Annotated in this window: 20 protein-coding genes and 1 pseudogene; 13 read left to right on the top strand and 8 right to left on the bottom strand. The window is 68.6% G+C overall.

Annotated elements, in window-relative coordinates:
• Window positions 1–443 precede the first annotated feature (443 nt).
• Window positions 444–758 carry a hypothetical protein gene (locus tag MJ797_RS03635; RefSeq protein ID WP_239331816.1) on the bottom strand — a complete coding sequence of 105 codons (315 nt, stop codon included), beginning with the start codon at window positions 756–758 and terminating at the stop codon, window positions 444–446.
• 219 nt (window positions 759–977) lie between these two features.
• Between MJ797_RS03635 and MJ797_RS03630 the strand changes: the two genes are divergently transcribed.
• On the top strand, window positions 978–1,121 hold the full coding sequence (locus MJ797_RS03630) for a hypothetical protein (RefSeq protein WP_239331814.1): 144 nt from the start codon (window positions 978–980) through the stop codon (window positions 1,119–1,121).
• A gap of 269 nt (window positions 1,122–1,390) precedes the next feature.
• Here MJ797_RS03630 and MJ797_RS03625 read toward each other — a convergent pair whose 3' ends face one another.
• Window positions 1,391–2,821, bottom strand: coding sequence for a helix-turn-helix domain-containing protein (locus MJ797_RS03625; RefSeq protein ID WP_239331812.1), 1,431 nt, complete (start codon window positions 2,819–2,821; stop codon window positions 1,391–1,393).
• 916 nt (window positions 2,822–3,737) lie between these two features.
• Here MJ797_RS03625 and MJ797_RS03620 point away from each other — a divergent pair.
• The 6 genes and pseudogenes from MJ797_RS03620 to MJ797_RS03595 form a co-directional block, all read left to right on the top strand.
• Window positions 3,738–3,992, top strand: a pseudogene (locus MJ797_RS03620) (transcriptional regulator); the annotation flags it as partial.
• 385 nt (window positions 3,993–4,377) lie between these two features.
• Complete coding sequence (locus MJ797_RS03615) at window positions 4,378–4,521, top strand: hypothetical protein (RefSeq protein ID WP_239331810.1); 144 nt, start codon at window positions 4,378–4,380, stop codon at window positions 4,519–4,521.
• A gap of 119 nt (window positions 4,522–4,640) precedes the next feature.
• Entirely contained in the window at window positions 4,641–4,793 is a 153-nt protein-coding gene (locus MJ797_RS03610; protein ID WP_239331808.1) for a hypothetical protein, read from the top strand.
• A 487-nt stretch (window positions 4,794–5,280) separates the two neighbouring features.
• On the top strand, window positions 5,281–6,237 hold the full coding sequence (locus MJ797_RS03605) for a hypothetical protein (protein ID WP_239331806.1): 957 nt from the start codon (window positions 5,281–5,283) through the stop codon (window positions 6,235–6,237).
• On the top strand, window positions 6,234–7,730 hold the full coding sequence (locus MJ797_RS03600; protein WP_239331804.1) for a hypothetical protein: 1,497 nt from the start codon (window positions 6,234–6,236) through the stop codon (window positions 7,728–7,730). Before MJ797_RS03605 ends, MJ797_RS03600 begins: the two co-directional genes overlap by 4 nt.
• 566 nt (window positions 7,731–8,296) lie before the next feature.
• The gene (locus MJ797_RS03595; RefSeq protein ID WP_239331802.1) at window positions 8,297–8,719 is read left to right on the top strand and encodes a helix-turn-helix transcriptional regulator; all 423 of its coding nucleotides are present in this window, start codon (window positions 8,297–8,299) and stop codon (window positions 8,717–8,719) included.
• On the opposite strand, the gene MJ797_RS03590 is transcribed toward MJ797_RS03595, so the two are convergent.
• Together MJ797_RS03590 and MJ797_RS03585 are read right to left on the bottom strand one after the other, a co-directional pair.
• Entirely contained in the window at window positions 8,670–9,059 is a 390-nt protein-coding gene (locus tag MJ797_RS03590) for a helix-turn-helix domain-containing protein (RefSeq protein WP_239331800.1), read from the bottom strand. The genes MJ797_RS03595 and MJ797_RS03590 overlap by 50 nt on opposite strands.
• Window positions 9,056–9,343, bottom strand: coding sequence for a hypothetical protein (locus tag MJ797_RS03585; protein WP_239331799.1), 288 nt, complete (start codon window positions 9,341–9,343; stop codon window positions 9,056–9,058). Before MJ797_RS03585 ends, MJ797_RS03590 begins: the two co-directional genes overlap by 4 nt.
• Before the next feature lie 316 nt (window positions 9,344–9,659).
• Between MJ797_RS03585 and MJ797_RS03580 the strand changes: the two genes are divergently transcribed.
• Entirely contained in the window at window positions 9,660–9,965 is a 306-nt protein-coding gene (locus MJ797_RS03580; protein ID WP_239331798.1) for a hypothetical protein, read from the top strand.
• Entirely contained in the window at window positions 9,962–13,513 is a 3,552-nt protein-coding gene (gene nifJ / locus MJ797_RS03575; protein ID WP_239331797.1) for a pyruvate:ferredoxin (flavodoxin) oxidoreductase, read from the top strand. Before MJ797_RS03580 ends, nifJ begins: the two co-directional genes overlap by 4 nt.
• A gap of 705 nt (window positions 13,514–14,218) precedes the next feature.
• On the opposite strand, the gene MJ797_RS03570 is transcribed toward nifJ, so the two are convergent.
• A complete protein-coding gene (locus MJ797_RS03570; RefSeq protein ID WP_239331796.1) occupies window positions 14,219–15,100 on the bottom strand; it encodes a cyclopropane-fatty-acyl-phospholipid synthase family protein in 882 nt (293 codons plus the stop codon).
• Between the two features lie 197 nt (window positions 15,101–15,297).
• Here MJ797_RS03570 and MJ797_RS03565 point away from each other — a divergent pair, with 197 nt between their 5' ends.
• Complete coding sequence (locus tag MJ797_RS03565) at window positions 15,298–15,654, top strand: nucleotidyltransferase family protein (RefSeq protein ID WP_239331795.1); 357 nt, start codon at window positions 15,298–15,300, stop codon at window positions 15,652–15,654.
• On the opposite strand, the gene MJ797_RS03560 is transcribed toward MJ797_RS03565, so the two are convergent.
• Both MJ797_RS03560 and MJ797_RS03555 read right to left on the bottom strand, forming a co-directional pair.
• Complete coding sequence (locus tag MJ797_RS03560; protein ID WP_239331794.1) at window positions 15,587–15,991, bottom strand: type II toxin-antitoxin system VapC family toxin; 405 nt, start codon at window positions 15,989–15,991, stop codon at window positions 15,587–15,589. The genes MJ797_RS03565 and MJ797_RS03560 overlap by 68 nt on opposite strands.
• A complete protein-coding gene (locus MJ797_RS03555; protein WP_239331793.1) occupies window positions 15,988–16,269 on the bottom strand; it encodes a type II toxin-antitoxin system Phd/YefM family antitoxin in 282 nt (93 codons plus the stop codon). Before MJ797_RS03555 ends, MJ797_RS03560 begins: the two co-directional genes overlap by 4 nt.
• A gap of 363 nt (window positions 16,270–16,632) precedes the next feature.
• On the opposite strand from MJ797_RS03555, the gene MJ797_RS03550 reads away from it, so the two are divergent.
• The 3 genes from MJ797_RS03550 to MJ797_RS03540 all read left to right on the top strand — a co-directional run bounded on the left by MJ797_RS03550 (window position 16,633) and on the right by MJ797_RS03540 (window position 18,483).
• Entirely contained in the window at window positions 16,633–17,004 is a 372-nt protein-coding gene (locus MJ797_RS03550) for a helix-turn-helix transcriptional regulator (protein WP_239331792.1), read from the top strand.
• Between the two features lie 60 nt (window positions 17,005–17,064).
• Complete coding sequence (locus MJ797_RS03545; RefSeq protein WP_239331790.1) at window positions 17,065–17,526, top strand: SRPBCC domain-containing protein; 462 nt, start codon at window positions 17,065–17,067, stop codon at window positions 17,524–17,526.
• A 204-nt stretch (window positions 17,527–17,730) separates the two neighbouring features.
• On the top strand, window positions 17,731–18,483 hold the full coding sequence (locus tag MJ797_RS03540; protein ID WP_374581379.1) for an ArsR/SmtB family transcription factor: 753 nt from the start codon (window positions 17,731–17,733) through the stop codon (window positions 18,481–18,483).
• 109 nt (window positions 18,484–18,592) lie between these two features.
• On the opposite strand, the gene MJ797_RS03535 is transcribed toward MJ797_RS03540, so the two are convergent.
• Window positions 18,593–19,046, bottom strand: a 454-nt coding sequence (locus MJ797_RS03535) for a WD40 repeat domain-containing protein (RefSeq protein ID WP_374581343.1), incomplete at its 5' end; no start/stop codon positions are given.

Genomic DNA, 19,046 nt, shown 5'->3' with positions numbered 1-19,046 from the left:
GCAGATCGCGAACGTTGCATGCGCCCGCCGTGAGATCCGCGGATACCGTTGCCAAGAATGCCGTGGATGGCACCTAACCTCAATCGAACCAAAGCGTGGACTTCGTACGCCGCCGGCTCTATCCATGTACCCAACGGGGCGCCGAAGGAGGCAGATGGCCCGCCAGACTACGCAAGCTCAGGCCGCCCGGCGGCCTCCCGACAAGGTGGGGCGCTCAGCCGACGCGAGTCAGACGCAGTAGCCGGTCTCGGTTCGCTCAACTCGACCCCGCAAGCTTCCGACAGCTTGCCATGCCTAATGAACCGATGGGAAATTCCACCAATTGTCCGCAAAACCGGTACCGGACCGCAAAGCTAGCAGAACGGTGTCGTCCCGGACGAACAGGAGCATGACGTCGATGACACTGGTATACGCTATGGTGGGCAGTCTCCCAGGGACGCAGGTCAGCGGGTGGTCGGGTCGAGGCCGAGGGCGGTGAGCCGCTCGGCGATCCAGCCGACCCGTGCGCTCGTGGACATGTTCCGCAGCGGCATGTCGTGCTCGTGCACGCTGGCCGCGAGCAGGTCACGTGCCTCGTTCAGCTTCCGATCGACGGCCGCGAGATCCCGCGTCGTCAAGGCGTGACCGCGGGCTTCCTGCTGTGCGGCTTCCGACCGCACCGAGGCCGGCAGGGTCCACGGCCCGTCCTGGACGGCCTGGGCCAGGGTCAGCATGCGCGCTCCGTCGCGTTCGTCCCACGCCAGCTGGCTCTTCTTCAACAGGATGTATCCCTGCAACGGCAGGTCCCCGGCTTCCTGTGCCCACTGTTCGGCGCGGTCCTGCCAGTAGGACGCCGCCGGCAGGAGACCGGCGTCCCGGGGGATCGGGCCGGTCGGCGCGGTGCACGATCAGTAGATCGGAATCGGTGGGTTCGCTGGCGGAGCGGCCAGACCGGCTCGGGGGCCGGCCGGGGCGTGCGATCTTGGTCGGGTGTTGGGATGTCACGGGTCACTCTTCTGGTCGGTGGTGCTGTCCGTTCTTGTGACGTGCGGGCAGCGTTCACCACGATCATCGCTGTTGTCGGCCGGGTCGTCGTTCCCGCAAGCGGGAATGATTCTTTCACCCTGCCGCATCTGCTGTGAGCTGCGAAGACGGTGGGCGCTGTCTCCGCTTGTTCGGCGTGGGGTCTGCCGGATGGCCACTGTCGTTCGTACCGTTCGGTGATCACGCTAACCGGGCCGGCCGCGGGCGTCATGCCGGCTGGATCGCTGCGGGAGCCGTCCAGCCGCTCGGGCCAGGAGCCGCCTTGAACGTCGCGGACCGCGCTGGATCAATCGGCCGGATCGGCCTCCCACCGGCCGTTGTGCCATACCGACGGCGGTGATGAGCAGGGCCGGCCCGGTGCAGTCGGTCATGCTGGCAGGCGGGTTGACGTCGGGACGGCGCAGTAGGCCTCGATGTCGGCGGCTGTGTCGCGTGCTGCCGCGGAACACGCATGGTCTGACAGGTGTGTATGCATGCGACGCATGAGGGTACGGATGCCGTGGTTGCGGTGTGCTGGTGGGATCCTCAGGACCGGTGCCAGCGCTTCCCGGCCACCGTCGACCTCACCCTGACGGATACGCGCTATAGCAAGATTAATGTATGCTCCCGCTCTGCTTCCGTAACTGGCATCGGCGGCGTCGGGAGCTTCGAACGCTCGGACAGCCTCGGCGGCGGCGCGTTCGGCTGCACCATGGTCGGGAAGCTGTGACAGTGCGTCGGCGCTGATGAACAGCTGGACCGCATGAGGATGGGTGAGTTCTCCACCGATGTCGTCGAGGTCGTCTGCGCGGACCCGGTCTCGGACATCATGGGCGCGGGCGATCGCGGCCAGCGTCTGGGCGGTATCACCGAGGGCCGCGTGGGCTCGGGCTTCCTGCACAGCAAGCTGCGTCGGCATCGACCCGGTGACTGTGTCCGCGTCGGGTTGGGCCAGGGACAGGTAGCGCAGGGCTTCGCGGGGGAACCCGGACCAGTAGGCGGCGCGGGCCTGTTCGATCCGTACCCACAGACGCAGGCCCGGATGGCCGGCGCGATCGGCGCACAGCAATGCCGCGCGGGCGTTGAGGTGGGCTGCCTGGAACTGGCTGAGATCGACCCCGGCGCGTGCCAGGAGCCCGGAGGTGATCGCCGCGAGAACGTAGAGGTCACGGGATGGGCCGGGCAGTCCCGGCCCGTCGAGGAGGCGGAAGGCAACGCGCTGGGCACTGATGAGTGGGTCAATGAGGTCTGTTGCCTGGGTGGGGTAGGCGGTGGCCAGCCGGCGGACCTCACCGTGTAGAAGATCCATGATTTCTGGGGAGGGGGCGGCGCGTTCGGCGTTGACGAGGAACTGGACGGTGTCGTCAGCGGCCATGAGGATCTGCCTTTCTGGGCTGTTGTCCGCCGGGGGCGCATCCGCGCAGGCCGCCCAGGGCTCAGGGTAGGCCCGCCTGCCGTTGCGGGTCGGGCTCCTGGCCGCGCCGGTGCCGCGTGGGCGGGCCGGTGTCGGGGAGAGGCCCGTGGGCTGGTGGGGACGGCCAGCGCCGAGGAGCCGGTTGCGTGCCCGGTCCGGCAGGGCCAGGCCGTCGGCGACCCGCACGAAGACCTCCAGGTCGGCCACTCGGCGTTTACCGGTACAGATCCGGCTGACCTCTCCCTGTGTCATCGCGCAGCGGGACGCGAGGAGTGTCTGGCTGCACCCGTATCGGCCCGCCAGCACGAACAGGGCGCCGACGTCGCGGTCGTCGAGCGCGGCCAGGACGGACGGCTCGTCCCAGAGGTGGTCCGGTAACGGTAGTGGCATGGGTTCGGCGGGCATAGGCAGGACTCCCCGTGTATGTGACCTGATGGGACGGACACGAACAAAGCAAGGCCATGATGCGGCGCTGGTGAGCGTAATCCCATCTGATGGGCTGCGGAAAGGGGGTTGTGTATCGCTGGTTGTCTGGCATCCGTATAGCCGGCCGTCACGGGCGGTGCTGGTACTCGATGGGCTGTCCCGGTGTCTATCATCCACGCTTATGACACCGGCTTATACCCGGGGCGATAATCTCCGCCGGCTGGGTTCATGAGACACAGCTGTTGCCGTATCACTGGCCGCGCCGCGCACAATCTCCGCAGGCATCCGGGCCGGTCGTGTAGCCATCCGCAGTATGGAGAATATTTTCTACCGTTCCGGGCGCCCGCCGGATTAATAATCGTACTTTATGGTGTCTGGAGGGGTTATGCGCGGGGAACGCGGATATCGGGAGCCGGTGGTGAGAGCACAACTGCCACGGCCACGGACGGACAGATCCGGGACAGAAGAGTCGACAGTATTCCCCTCGGTTGTCAGCTGGCCGGCGCAGGTGGCCACAGAGCTGACGGCCCTGTGCGGCGGTGAACAGGACGGCGGAGAGGCACCGGCGGATGCGGTGGGGCCAGGCCACATATCCCTGCTGCGTCTGGAACTGGCTATCGGGGCCGCGGAGGTACAGGGACGGACGGCCTGCGCGACGTTGGCGGCCGTGGCCGACCGGCTGCCCGGGGTGGAACCGTGGCGCGCGGCGGCGTTGACGCGGCGGCTCCACACGGTGGCCGCGGAGCTGGAACGGCTGGTGGCGACGGTGACGCTGCCCGGGACGGTGACCGGATCGTCGGGGGCAGCGACGGGGGTGACCGGGGCTGTCGACCACGCGGCCTGCGGTCCGGGACAACCACATCCTGACGAGCGGGATGCCCGGGGCGAGAAGCCGATAGCTGTCCACCCTCTGGCCCGTGTCCGAGCGGCGCACGGCTGGTCCTATCAGCAGCTCGCACGCATGATTGCCCGGCAGGCCCGGCAGATGGGGGCGGCGAACATGGCGGCGGAGCGGCAGAAGACATGGCGATGGGAACACAGAGGGGTCGTACCGGATCAGCTGTCCCAGCGGGCGTTGGCCGTACTGCTGGGAGTACCGCTGGAGGTGGTGGTGGCGCATCCGTGGCCGGCCTGGCTCCCGGTGGGGGATGACCCGGCGGTACTGCGCACGATGGAGGTGTCGGTCCTGCGTGCCCAGCTCCGGCTGGCGGTCCGGACACTGGAAGAGGTCCAGGCCAGCGGGATGGAGACGGTGACCCGGGTGGTGACGCCGGCACTGGTAACGCTCGCACGCGGGCCTGGGTGGGTAGGGAGCTGGCGCGGTGACACGTGAGCGGTTCCGTTTCCAGCTTCTCTCCCGTTGATTCCGTGTATGCGGTTCTCCTGTACACGGTGCACTGATGTCTGTTCACCACCGGCATGCGGTGATCTTCGGGGGCGGTTCGGTCGGGGAGCACGCACGGTCTCGTCACGGCTGAGCAGACCGAAACGGTTGGGTGAGGCGTAGGCCACGGCCTGGTGGGTGCGCCTTTTCCGTGCGGGCAGTGCCGTACGCCGGGTGGGCCGATCAGCTCGAGCGCGCCGACGACGGCAAGCAGCTTGTCGCCTCCGTCACTATCTTCCTGATCCGGCTGCTGGCCGAAAAGCTCGGCCAGTACGCCGACCTGTCCCAGGTATGAGCGCGAGGCGGTTTCGTCCCGGAGCACAACCACGGCCAGCTCGCAGGTCGGTCGTGCACGCACCCAACTGCCTGATGGTGAGACAGAGCGGCCTTCAAGGCCTACGGTATCTGCCCCCGATGATCGGCCAGGTGCTGTCAGGATCGACGATGTGGCGGTTCCTCAACGACACCGACGACGAGACGGCCAGCGGGCTCAACCGATCGTTGGCCGCGTTCCGCCGTCGCTGGTGGGATCTGTTGCCACCTGATGCGAGACGGGCGGTGCACTGACCGCTGGAGACCGTCCCCTTGCTACCCGGCAGTTTCCTGAAGCTCTGCCGGAAGGATGATCCGGTACGGTTCGCGATCGATGGTGGCGCTCCGTACCTTGGCTCGAAGCCAATCCCTATGGAGCGACGGCCAGGTCGGGAGGCTGCTCGGATCCTCAGGTTGCGGACCGCATTGTTTCTCTTGTCGCTGCTGGACTCCCGCCACTCGCTCTCCGTGTCACAGCGCCGCACTACGCCCTGTCGATCGCTGATAACCGACAGAGGCCGAAGCGGCGCAGCGGGCGTGCCCCGCCGCTGCGGGCCTGGCGGAAGTCGACAAAGACCGAGCCCCACGCTCCGCACTGGACCGGCCACCGCGTACCATGTGCTCCCTCGTTCCCGGTTGTGGGGAATCGTGGTGGATCGAGACCTACCGCCGTGGCAGCCGCCGCCCGGTCGGGCAGGGGCACGACGGTCGGGGCGGAACAGAAACGGCAACGGGGGCTGCTGTGGGTATTGCCATGGTGGACGCGGTCAGGCTGGCCACGAGCAACAAGCGTTCGCATGAGGATCTGACTGCCCGGCACGAGCGGCTGGTCCGGCGGATAGCGGCCGAGACCACGCGTCTGGAGAAGGTCCGCCGGGAGATGTACGACGGTGCGCTGATTCCGTTCCGGGAGGTGTTCGGCCGGCTGAAGAACGTGGACCTAGCCGAGCTCGCGGCGATCGACACCCTGCCCAGTAGCGGTCTTCCCGATGTCGAGCTGCATGAGGTCCGGGTGAGTGCCGCGCAGATGGTCGGTGCGATGGCCGGCGGCGCGGTCGCGGGAGTTGCCGCGGGGGCGGGGGCCGGCGCTGCCACGGTGGCTGCGGTGGGGGCGTTCGCGACCGCGTCGACCGGTGTGGCGATCTCCGGGCTGTCTGGGGCTGCGGCGACGAGTGCGACGCTGGCCTGGCTCGGTGGTGGTTCCCTGGCCGCCGGTGGCGGTGGGGTGGCTGCCGGCACGACCGTGTTGACCGCGATCGTGGCGGCGCCGGTGGTCCTCGTGTTCGGGGGTGTTCTCGGTGGTGTCCTGGCGTGGCAGGGACGCAGGGCGCGTAAGGATCAGGGGGAGATCGCGGGCAGGCTCGACGAGGCCGACGCCGAGTTGCGGCTCGCCGAGACCATGGCGGAGGCTGTCCTCGTCCGTAGCGAGCAGGTTCGCGATGTTCTTACCGATCTGTACGCGGCCGTGCTGGACCGGCTGCCCCGGTTGGAAGTTCTGCTGGACGCCAACGACAACTACGCCACGTATACGCCGGAGCAGCGTCGGCTGGTTGCGCTGCTCGTCGGCCTGGCTACCACTGCGGTGACCGTGATGAGCGCGAGGCTCACCGACGAGGACGGCATGGTGACGGACCTGTCCGGGCGGGTGGTGGACGACGCCCAGGGGCGGCTGAACACCATGGGTTCGGCCGCGGCATGAGTCCGGGCGAGGACGAACAGTCCGCCGGCTCCAGGTTTCTGCCCGGCGGTGGGTTGTTGCCTGGTGGGGTGGATGCGGCTGTCTGGGCGTATGTGGATCACGCTACCCGGCGGGCGGCCGCGGAGACGTTGGCGACCCTGGATACCCGGGCCACTGTCCAGCGGCTTGCCGAGCGGTATGTGAACCATGGGAATCCGCAGCGGGCGGGGCATCTGTTCGAGGTCATGCACGCGCTGGCGTTCAACCGCAACGCCATCCGGGCCGGGGCGTCGGTACGGGCCCAGGTCACGGAGTGGGCCGCTGGTGGTTCCCAGACGGCACCGGCGGACATTCACCTCCACGACGGTGGCCGGCTGGTCGCCGAGGCGCAGGCCAAGCTGGTCAACCGGACGGCCGCCCTGGCGCACGACTTGGCCCGGCCCCGCTACGCCGGCATGCAGCGGCTGGTGGCGACCGACAAACGTGCCGCCGTCGACAACCTGCTGGATCGGCGGCTGCGGATGCCGCCGGAAGGGGTGCGGTTCGACGACTACCGCGATACCCGAGCTCATCTCACCGACGAGCTTCACCACGGGTCGGTGCGTAGCCGCGGCATCAGCCGCCGTGAGGCGGACCGGGCGGCACAGCATCCCGGGCGCTGGGCTAACACACAGGTCGTGGGGGCTGCCGGGCGCGAGGTTGTCACTGCGGGGCTGGCCGGAGCGGCCGGCGGGGCTCTGATCGGAACCGTGGTCGGGGCGGCCACGGTGGCGGCGCGGGCTCGGGCGGGGGAGACGGCGGCGGGGGCCGCTGCCGTCACCGTCGCCGGGAGCGCGGCGCGTAACGCTGCCCGGTCTGGAGCTATGGCGGGTCTTGGTCAGACCGTGCGGGTCGCGGCTCGGGCCGGGCTGCTGCCCGAGGTGTTCGGTGGCGGCACACTGCCGATGGCCATGGCGGGCGCCGCGTGTGGGGTGGCCGATGCCGGGTTCGATTTCGCCCGGGGGCGGATCGACGCCGGCGAGTTCGCTGCCCGCAGTGCCACGGTTACGACTGCGGCTGGTCTGGCTTGGGCCTGCGGTGCTGTCGGGCAGACCGTCATTCCGATACCGGTGGTCGGTGCTCTTGTGGGCGGCCTTGTCGGCCAGGCTGTCGGCACCCTGGTCGTCCAGGGGCTGCAGGTCGCGATCGTGGCCGCCCGGGCCGACGGCGTCGACGAGCCCCGCCTCCAGCTCCTCGAACACGAGCTCATGACCGCGGTGGCCACCACTGCCGCGCTCGGTGACGCCGCCGAGGCGCTGGGCCGGGAGCGCAACGCCTACGTCGCCGAGATCGTGCTGCCACGGCTGGCGCGGGTGCAGGCCACGCTGGCGACCGCCGACCCGGCGCAGGCGCTGGTCGAGCTGGCCGAGGTGACCCGAGCTTTCGGAGGCCAGCCGATCTTTACGACGATGGACGAGTTCGACCGCTGGATGGCGGATCGCGACGCGGTGCTCAGCCTCGACCCGAACTGGTGACAGAGAATCCCTGCGATGCAGGTGACGAAGTCTCGGGCCCAAGCGCTTCTATTACGGAAGGGTGGTCTCAACCGGTCGGTGCACCACCCGCATTATGCTGGGATCCACGGGGTTCTGGCACGATGCGGACGCCCGGATGATGCACTGGCCGTTGGAGACCGCCCTACTGTCATGAGAATCTCCGGTTCACCAGTCGACTGTAGGAGCAGAAAGCGCCATAGGCATCCCGAAGGAAGCAAGCGACATAGGAGCTGTTCGGAAACTCTAGCTGATGACCGCGTTCGCGCAGCTGGTTCTCGGCGGCCAGGTCGGTTGGCACCTCCGCCGTGCGCTGCGCGTGGACACGGCCTCGGTCTCGCTTGTCGAGGACCTGGCAGTCCGGCGAGGTTGCCAGGTTTACCACGCCGCTGGACAGAGATCTTTCGACTGCTCGGGCCGCCTGGCTGCGGGGCTCAGGACGAGTCCACGCCGAATGAGCCGGCGGACGGACGGAAGTCCGAGTAGCGTATCTCATCGGATGCGTTTGGCGTCGTGCTGGAGAGGGAGAGGGTCGTAGTGGAGGGGGCATGGCGGATTCGCCGGCAGGCCGGCTGATCGAATCGGCACGGCTGGAGGCGGGCCTGTCCGGGGCCGAGCTCGCGCGGCGGGCGCACACATCGCGGCCGACGTTGGCGGCCTATGAGCACGGGGTGAAGTCACCGACGTTGGAGACCGCGACGCGCCTGCTGGCGGCGGCGGGCTTCCGGCTCGACGCCGTGCCGGTGCCTTCGTTCGAGGTGGTGGTGGACGGGCGGGGGCGACCGTTCACCGTGCCGGATCGGCTGCCCCGGCTCCCGATACGGCAGGCGTTGGCACGGGTATGCCTGCCTGTCCATCTGAACTGGTCCGACCCCGATCGGACCTACGACGCTGATGAAGACAAGGTGGCGTCCGCTGGTGTCAGGCTGTCGCCGGCTGTGCGCTGGAGGGCGTCGACCCCAGCTGGCTGAGGTCGAGCTCGACCTCGCCTCCGCCTTGGAAGGTGACCACGATCCGCACGTGGCCGCCGATGGCTTCCAGGTAGGCTCGCAGGGTCGACAGCAGCAGGTCGTGCCGCTGTTCTGTCTTCGCCACAGCTGCCTGGCTGACCCCGAGTTGCCGGGCAAGTTCGGTCTGGGTGAGATCCGCCGCCCGGCGGATCGCGGAGAGTCCCATGGCGTGGGCGCGGTCCGCGTCACGCATCTGGGCGCGGGCGGACTCTACCTGGTTGGCGAGGTCGGCCCTCTCGCGGAGGCGCCGGACCCGTTCGTCGCCGGAGACGAACGTCTCGGTACTGCGGCTGGTAGTCATGTGCCCTCCTGTCTGTGCTCGCGAAGCCACTGGTCCACAAGCACCTCCCCGCGGACGGCCGCGCTGGAGTACCAGACGTCGCCGTGCGTGGCCTTGTTGAAGCCGACAAGTGCGATCACCACGGTCGCCTCGTCCGGGAACCAGCAGACGATCCGTACAGCGACCTGCTTGTCGAAGGGATGGCTGACCCGCCACAGTTCGTGCCGGCGGGCTTGGCGTATGCGCTTGAACGTCGCCGAATCGTCGACCGGCTTCTTCTCTAGATCCTGAAGTTCGGCGAGCATGCGGTGGTCCAGCGCAGCGCCGGGCCGCCTTGCTCCTCGATCCCGCTGAGCCACAGGTCGAACTCACGGGACCAGTCGATCAACGCCGGCTCAGTATAATCTCAAGTTCATAAACTCGCTCATATGCGCGCACTCGGATGATCTTCAATGTCCGCCGGCCCCCGGTCTGTACCCGGTGGGGGAGCGCAGAGTAGCCGAACCGCTGCGGCGTCAGGCCTGACCGGAGGCTGGGAGGGCCGCGCGGCGTTCCACCCTCCTGCGGGTGTTGCCAGCTGGCCGTGGCAGGTGGCCCGAGGCCCTGAGCTGGCCGCTGTCGATGGCCGCGTGGGCAGCCCGGGCCTGCACCCTCGCCGGCCGTGACCTCACCGCGGCCGAGCACGCCCTCTACCTGCCGACCACGGAGTCATCCCCGCAATGCCCGGCCCGGAGACGGACGGCCGACCCGGCGGTTGATCCACGGGCCGGCGGGGCCCGTGCGGATCCCGCCGGCCCCGGAGACGGCGGTGAGGCAGCCCGCGAGCCCGTGACGTTCGACTGTCGAGTCGCCATGATCTACGTCCTGGGTGGACGGGACGACCTCCTTCGCCGCATGGGCCTGCGCCCGTGCAGTCTTGGTTTATGAAGCAGTGGACAATCGACGGCAACGAGGCAGCTGCTTCGGTGGCATATCGGGCAAGCGAGGTCGTCGCCATCTACCCGATCACCCCTGCCTCGGGCATGGGCGAACTCGCCGACGTGTGGGCAGCCGCGGGGCGCCCCAACCTGTGGGGCGGGGTACCCGAGGTGGTCCAGCTACAGAGCGAGGGCGGTGCCGCCGGCGCCGTCCACGGTGCTCTGCAGACGGGTGCACTGTCCACCACCTTCACCGCGTCGCAGGGGCTCCTGCTGATGCTGCCGAACATGTTCAAGATCGCCGGTGAGCTCACGCCGATGGTGCTCCATGTGGCCGCCCGGACCGTGGCCACCCAGGCCCTGTCGATCTTCGGTGACCACAGTGACGTGATGGCCGCGAGGTCGACCGGCTTCGCCATGCTCTCCTCGGCGTCACCGCAGGAGGCGCACGACCTCGCCGCGGTCGCGCATGCGGCCACGCTGCACACCCGTGTTCCGTTCCTGCACTTCTTCGACGGCTTCCGCACCTCGCACGAGCTGAACGAGGTCACGCTGCTCGATGACCCGGCCCTGGCCGGCCTGCTGCCCGACGGGCCCATCGACGCCCATCGCCGCCGCGCGCTGTCGCCGGACCATCCGGTGATCCGCGGCACCACGCAGGACCCCGACACCTTCTTCCAGGGCCGCGAGGCGGCCAACGCCTACTACGCGGCGGTCCCGGGGGCCGTCCAGCGTGCGATGGACCAGTTGGCCGCCGCGACCGGCCGAACGTACCGGATCTTCGAGTACCACGGTCACCCGGAAGCCGACCGAGTCGTAGTGATCATGGGTTCCGGCCGGTCGGCGGTACGCGTTGCGGTCAACCGGCTGGTGGGGCGTGGGGAGCGGGTCGGGTTCGTCCAGGTCCGGCTGTACCGTCCCTTCGACGGTGAGGCGTTCCTCGCCTGCCTGCCACCGACGGTGCGTTCGATCGCAGTCCTCGACCGGACGAAGGAGCCGGGCGCGCTGGGCGAGCCCTTGCGGCTCGACGTCCTGGCAGCGCTCGCGGAACGACCCGAGCGCATGCCGCGGGTGATCGGCACCCGCTACGGGCTGGCCTCGAAGGAGTTCACCCCCGCGATGGCGGCGGCGGTGTTCGAGGAGCTGACCCGGGACCGCCCGCGGCGCGAGACGACGGTCGGCATCGACGACGACGTCACCCACCTGTCCCTCACCGTGAACGAGGCGGCCTTCCCCGAACCGGACGACGTCCTGCGCGCCGTGTTCTACGGGCTCGGCAGCGACGGCACTGTGGGCGCCACCCGCACCACCGCCGGCATCGTGGGCGATCACACCTCGCTGCATGCGCAGGCCTACTTCGTGTTCGACTCCAAGAAGTCCGGCTCGATGACGGTGTCGCACCTGCGGCTGGCGCCGCGGCCGGTCGATGCGCCGTGGCTGATCCGCGACGCCCAGTTCGTGGGCTGCCACCAGTCGTCGCTGCTGGACCGGGTCGACGTGTTCGCGGCAGCGGGGCAGGGCGCCACCGTTCTGCTGAACACCTCCTACCCTCCGGAGCAGGTGTGGAGGCACCTGCCCACCGAGGCCCAGCAGCACCTGCTGGACAGGGACGCCCGGCTGTTCGTCGTCGACGCCGACCAGGTGGCGGCGGCGGCCGGCATCCCCGGGATCGTCAGCCCCGTGCTGCAGACCTGCTACCTGTGGTTGTCCGGCCTGTTCGAGGCGGACGCGGCGGTCGCCGCGGTGAAGAAGGGCGTCCTCGCCAGCCAGCGCAAGCGCGGTGAGGAGATGCTGCGTCGCAACGCCGCGGCCATCGACGCGGCGCTGAACGCACTGTGCGAGGTCGACCTGCGTGGCTGTGCGGTCAGCGGAACCGCGCGCCGACGTCTGGTCGGCGACGTGCCTGAGTTCGTCCGGCAGGTCACGTCGCGGATCATGGCCGGTGAGGGTGACCAGCTCCCGGTCAGTGCCCTGCCGGCCGACGGCACCTTCCCGGTGGGCACGGCCCGGTACGAAAAGCGCGGCATCGCCCGCGAACTGCCGGTCTGGGATCCCGACCTGTGTGTCAGCTGCGGCAAGTGCGCGATCGTCTGCCCGCATGCGGCGATCCGGATGACCCTGTTCGACCCGGCCCGCCTCGCCGACGCCCCCGCACCATTCCGCCACACCCGCCCGAAGGATCCCCGGCTTGGCGAGTACCGGCTCACGATCCAGGTCGCGCCGGATGACTGCACCGGCTGCGGTGTCTGCATCGAGGCCTGCCCGGCGAAGAGCCGCGAGATGCCCGACCACCGGGCCCTCGACATGGTCGACGCCGCCTCCCGCTTCGACGAGGAACGGATCAGCTGGGCCTTTCACGAGACCCTGCCGGCGGTCGAGCCGGGGCTGGCCTCGGCGACCACTGTCCGCGGTTCGCAGCTGCGGGAACCGCTGTTCGAGTTCTCCGGCGCCTGCGCCGGCTGCGGCGAGTCGCCCTACCTGAAGCTGCTCACCCAGCTGTACGGCGACCGCATCGTGGTCGCCAACGCCACCGGCTGCTCGTCCATCTACGGCGGGAACCTGCCCACCACACCGTGGACGACCAACGCCGACGGCCGCGGCCCGGCCTGGGCGAACTCCCTGTTCGAGGACAACGCCGAGTTCGGTCTGGGCATGCGCCTCGCGCTGGACGCCCGGGCCCGGGAGGCCCGCCGCCTGCTGCGCGCCGAGGGCGCGCTGCTCGGCGACCAGCTCGTCGACGCGATCCTGGACGCCGACCAGTCCACCGAGGCCGGCATCCTCGACCAGCGGGCCCGGGTGGCCGAACTACGACGCCGGCTGGGGGGCGTCGACCACAGCGCCCGGCTGGACGCCCTCGTCGACGACCTCGTCGCGAAGAGCGTGTGGATCGTCGGCGGCGACGGCTGGGCGTACGACATCGGCTTCGGCGGCCTCGACCACGTGCTCGCCTCCGGGCGCAACGTCAATGTGCTCGTCCTCGACACCGAGGGATACTCCAACACCGGCGGGCAGGCGTCGAAGTCGACGCCGCGGGCAGCCGTCGCGAAGTTCGCCGTCGGCGGCAAGCGGACCCGCAAGAAGGACCTCGGCCTCGTCGCGGCATCCTACGGCGACGTGTATGTCGCCCAGGTGGCGCTCGGTGCCAACGACGCGCACACGGTGAAGGCCTTCAACGAGGCGGCCAGCTGGGACGGCCCGTCACTGATCATCGCCTACAGCCACTGCATCGCCCACGGCATCAACATGACCAACGGCATGGCGCACCAGAAGGCCGCGGTACGGTCCGGTTACTGGCCCCTGTACCGGTTCGATCCGCGCACGGAGGAGCAGCCGTTCTCGCTCGATTCCCGGGCGCCGTCGATCCCGTTCAGCGAGTTCGCCGCGACCGAGTCCCGCTTCGCCCGGCTCGGCATGGCCAACCCCGAGGAGGCCGACCGGCTTGGGGCGCTCGCGCAGCGCGACATCCTCGGCCGGTGGCAGAGCTACGAACACGAGGCCGCCCAGGACCGCACACCGCCGCAGAAAGCCGACCCTGTCGACGGCACCGTGACCGCATAAGAGCGCCCGAGGACAGGACTGTCCGGCTCGCGGCTCCCCGGCATCCCGCCCGGCCGCGTTGTCGTCAGTCGGCGCCCACCACCAGGGCGCCTTCCGCTATCCAATCCCAAGCCGTAACCGCCGGGCGACGATCGCGTGGATGGGTTCCCCAACTCCTCGCGGAGGATCTGGGCGGACCGTTCGGCCAGGTCGGGCTCACCATCCATGATTCCGATGAAGGGGAAGCGGTGCCCCGCAGCTGCGAACGGAGACGCGGCGCCGACCACCGCGGCGGCGGCGGTCTCGGACGGGATGGCCCCGCCGAGGCGGCCCATCATGCTGTGCAGGAGCACGTAGAGCGCTTCAAGCTGCGCAGGGGTGAGCTGGTCCACCATGCGGTGAACCTCACTAGCATACGACGCGGCCATCATAGTCCGAGGGCAACGCGCGGGCGGCGAACATCGGGACCCGCGCAGATCGAAAGCCGGGGTGGGTCGCCCAGCGCTGAGACGGTGGCGGGAGTTCTCGGGCGTCGAACCACACTTGGGCGGCGACGGTCGGGCCGCTTCATGCGGAAAATGGAAACGGCAAGGAACCTGCCGCCCACAGCAACCGAGACCCGCCCAATCCCGCGCCAGCGGCCCGAGCATGCCAGGCCAAGCCCCGGTTCCAGCAGGACGGCGACGATCCAGCAGCGGCAGCCCTCGTATCCGAGCCTCGCGCCGGTCAGGGGCGGCGCCCCACGTAGAGGCGGGCAGGCGCCGGCCAAGTCCGAGGAACCTCAGCGACGTCGCTGAAGCCTGCCGCCGCGATCGTCGGGACGAGCTCGTCCGAGCGCCACGGATGGCCGCCGCAGCGAACGGTGCGCAGGTCGGTCAGTAAGCTGGACAACCGGTCATCAAGGCCGGTGAACGTACCCGCGAGCAGCCAGCCGCCCGGCCGCAACGCACCGGAAACAGCAGCCAGCGCCGCAGGGACGACATCCGCAGGCAGGAACGGCATCGGAAGCCAGATCACGTCGAATCCCGCCTCGTTGTCGAGGGCAGTTACGTCCTGTCGTCGAACTTCGACGCGACCGGTCATGCGTTCCGCTTCGATATTGCTGCGGGCCAGGTTCAGCGCGGGTTCAAATATGTCAATACCCACTACGCGCAGCTCGGGATAGGAACGGGCCATAGCGATCGCCAACCAGCCGGTCCCCGTCCCGACATCAAGGAAGTCCGCACCGGGAGCAGCCAGGCGCCTACCCAGGTCAGGCAGCATGCCCGCAGCGATCCGCACGGCGTCACAGATCGCCATCGAAAGACGGCCGATGCTCTGCAGCAGCGGCACGTCGATTTGGTCCCAGCTCCCGACACGGCCGGGATTTTCGATTAACTCCGCTGCCTGCCGCACGAACGCACGAGCCAGCCCCACCACCGGGGCGGCATCGCCGCCGTACCCGCCGCGTTCGCCGAGCATTTCGACGGCGATGTCGGCCAGCAATGCACGTACCCGCGGATCGGCCGGCAGATTCTCGGTCTCTATGCGCACATGGGCGGCCAATGCCGCCAACGCGTCCAACGACGAACCCAAGCGAACCGCCGTACTCATCAACGCCTCGGACACGACGTCCCCCCTTCTGATCTGCCCGCACCCGCTGGCGGAGCCAGGGTAGACCAACCCGGAGCCGCGGCCATCTGGTCCTGCGGTTCACCTGACCAGGCCGCGCCGCTCCGGGTTCTCCACTCGGCCGATAGGGAATACGTGCGGGTCCGGCGGCTTGGAGGATTCTGCCTATGCCGGGCGAAGGCGGGACCTGAGCCGTGCCGTTGTGGCTGTCCGACGGGGATAATGGCTACGCGCCTGTCGATCTTCGTGACAGCCGGATCGCCGAGCTGTGCCGGCGCTACGGTGTCGCCGAGCTGTCCGTCTTCGGTTCGGTGGCTCGCGGTGAGGACACCGATGGATCGGACGTCGACCTGCTGTATGTGCTGGCGCCCGACTCGACTCTTGGCTTCGAGATCGTCGACCTTCGTGATGATCTGGAGGAGATCGTCGGCCGTCATGTCGACCTGGTGTCCAAGTCCCGCAGGATCAGGTGCGGAGCCGGCCTCATGATGGTGCGCTCACCGGAAGGCCGAGGTCGGTGGCAGCCGCCGCCAATTCCTGGTCGTAGGTGACGAAATCCGTCAGTTCGGTGCGAAACGGGTCAGCGGTGGCCAAGTGGATCGCGTCGAGTGATCCCAGCTGCCGGAGCCGGTAGGCCACGGCGCGGGCGAGCACGGCACTGGAGAGATCCACGACATACACGCCGCGCAGGGCCAGCCCAGTGAGGTAGGGGACGCGTTGGACGTCCGCGCACGCGCGCACCAGAGTACGGGTGATCTCGAGCGTGGCCAGCTCGCTGGTGACCAACTCGGCTCCGTCCGGGAGCGCTCGGCGCCAAGCCCGCAGGGCTTCGGTCTCCTTCTCCTGCCTGATGAACTTCAACAGGGCGCAGGCGTCCAGGTAGATCAACGGTGTCGTTCCCTGTCGCGGTCGGCGATGAGAAGGTCGGCCAGGCTCTCGACACCGGGTGCCAGATCGGGGACCACGTCCGGCATGCCTCGCTCGGCAGGCGCCCTGGCTTCGCCGACGGCGACCATCTGCGCCAGGGTGCCCGGGTTTTCGACTTCGGGCACCATGCGCAGAATCGGCTTACCGCGGTCTGTGACGAGGATCGAAACACCGGCACGCACCCGTGCCACCGCTTTCGATGGGTTCTGGTTCAGTTCCCGCAGCCCGATGGTCTCCACTCTCCGAATGTACCTACATTATGTAGGTATGCCAACCGGGTAGGAGGACGCGACGACGAGCAAGCGACCGTGTGTGGTCCTGGTGGCAGCGGATCTGGACGTAGAGCGGCGGCCTGTTTCCAGCGCGCGTTCGAGCACCGCCTTGGGTATGCGGGCCAGCAGCTGGCAGGGTGGCTCACCGGTGGTGGACGTCGCGGCGGTGGTCTCTGTCGACGACGGTCACGGTTTGCGTATGTCGGCGCACCCGTCATGGATCGTCCACGCCGATCAGCGCGTGCGGTCGCGGGCAGCCGGCGCTTGACGGCGCGGCGGCCCCTGTTCTACGTTTAACCCATCAGTTAATTAACGTCAGGGTGAAATACGATGGCAGCTGATCGACTCAGTACGATCTTCGCGGCGCTGGCGGACCCGACCCGGCGGGCGATCCTGGCCCGGTTGGCGGAGGGGGACGCGACCGTCACGGAGCTTGCTGAGCCCTTCTCGATCAGCCTGCCGGCGATCTCCCGACACCTCAAGGTGCTCGAGCGGGCTGGGCTGATTTCTCGAAGTCGGACGGCCCAGTGGCGCTCGAGCGCTCTCACCGCCGGGCCGTTGCAGGAGGCCACAACGTGGATGGAGCGCTATCGCCAGTTCTGGGATGCAAACTTCGAGCGGCTCGACGCGCACCTTCGACACATCCAGCAGGCGCAGGCGCCATCCGCGGAGGACCAACAACAGGACCAGCAACAGCAGTGACATGACATCACCCAGACATCAGCCATTCATAAGTCACATAAGCGAGAGAGGAACAGCGCCATGGCAGATTCCCCGGCAACCAACGAACTGGTCATCACCCGGATCTTCAACGCGCCCCGGGAGCTCGTCTACCGGGCGTTCGTCGACCCCGATCAGATCGCGCAGTGGTTCGGCCCGGTGGGGTTTTCTGTGCCCCGCGACACCGTCGAGGTCGACGCCCGGGTAGGCGGCTATCAGCGGTTGGTAATGGTCAGCGACGATGACCCGACCATGCGCTCGCCGGTCAACGCGACGTTCACCGAGGTCGTCGAGAACGAGCTCCTCGTGGGCACCGAGGAGGTGGAGGGTATTCCCGGTTTCGAGGGGATCGCCCAGATGTACATGCGCCTGGAGTTCCATGATGAGGGCGGCAAGACCCGCTTGGTGCTGCGTCAGGGCCCCTTCACCGAGAAGATGGAAAACATGACACGCGAGGGCTGGAGCAGCTCGTTCACCAAGCTTGACGCACTGCTCGCACACTGATGCCCGCTCGCCCACTGACACGCCTGCTCGCCCACTGACGATCAACGCCAGCCTGCCCCGCCCGCCGAAGCCGGCGCGGGGCAGGCCCGCATGAACGCCTGCGGCTGAAGGGGTGTGAGTCAGCCGAGTCAGGCCAGTAAGGCTCCACTGCGTGGCGTGATCATCTGTTGACGGGTGACTAAATGGTCACCTATCTTCGAGGGCGTGGACGCGGTGTTCAGAGCGCTGGCTGATCCGACGCGGCGGGCGCTGCTCGACGAGCTCTTCCGCGAGGACGGGCAGACGTTGAGCGCGCTCGAGGCGCGGTTCGACATCACCCGTTTCGGCGTGATGAAGCACCTCAAGCAGCTTGAGGAGGCGGGCCTGGTGGTCACCAGGCGGCGCGGACGAGAGAAGCTCCATTTCCTGAACCCGGTCCCGATCCGGCTCGTCCACGACCGGTGGGTGAGCAAGTACGCCGAGCCCTGGGCCGCTGCGCTCAGTGGCATCAAGCAGCGACTGGAGAATTCCATGGAGAAGGTTTTCGAAATCTACATCCGCACCACCCCGGAGCGGCTGTGGGAGGCGATCACCGATCCCGAGATCAGGAGCAAGTACAACTTCGGTGCAAGGGCCATCTCGGACTGGACACCGGGCTCGCGCTACGAGATGGGTGCTCCGGGCGCTCCCGGTCCGCTCGGCGAGGGGGAGAACCTCGAGATCGACCCGCCGCGCCGGCTCGTCCAGAGCGCAACCATGCTCTGGAGCGACGAGGTGAAAAGTGAGGGCACCTCCAGAATCACTTGGGAGATCGAACCGATCGGCGACTCGTGCCGCCTGACCGTCACCCATGACCAGTTGCGCGAGGACGCGAATGAGGAGCTCTACGGCGGCTGGCCGATGATTCTGTCGGGTCTGAAGACGTGGCTGGAGACCGGCGAGCCGCTCGCCACCCCGGGGTCCCTGATGTACAGCTGAGCCGGCTCCTACCGTGGGGCTCGGAGGCCGGCGGTCAGCGCGGGCGGAAGATACCGCCCCGGCGGGAGGGCCGTGGGCCGGGCGGAGCTACCCAGGGCGTGACGGGATGTCAGTCGGCGGGCAGGGGCAGCGGCGCGTCCGGCGGAAGGCGCCGGATGGTGGGGTCGTAGCCGTCCAGCTCGCCAGGCTCGAACCGGACGTTTTTGATCATCCACCAGAAGGAGCCGGCCGGCTCACCGACCAGCTTGTACAGGCCGTCCGCCAGCAGCACCGCCCACCCGTTCCGAACGCTGATGACGGTCGCGATCTGTTGGCCGGTCGCGACGTCCCACAGCCGGACCGTGCCGTCGACACCCCCAGAGACGATCATGGTGGTGTCTGGGGAGAACCCCACCGACCACACCCAGTGGGTGTGGCCGGTCAGGGTGCGCAGTTCACGGCCGGTGGCGGTGTCCCACAGCCGGACCGTGCCGTCGTCACCCCCAGAGACGATCATGGTGGTGTCTGGGGAGAACCCCACCGACCACACCCAGTGGGTGTGGCCGGTCAGGGAGCGCAGCTCG

This window comes from Protofrankia sp. CiP3 (assembly GCF_917627345.1).
Lineage (GTDB): Bacteria > Actinomycetota > Actinomycetes > Frankiales > Frankiaceae > Protofrankia.
This window is presented reverse-complemented; position numbering and strand designations above follow the sequence as displayed.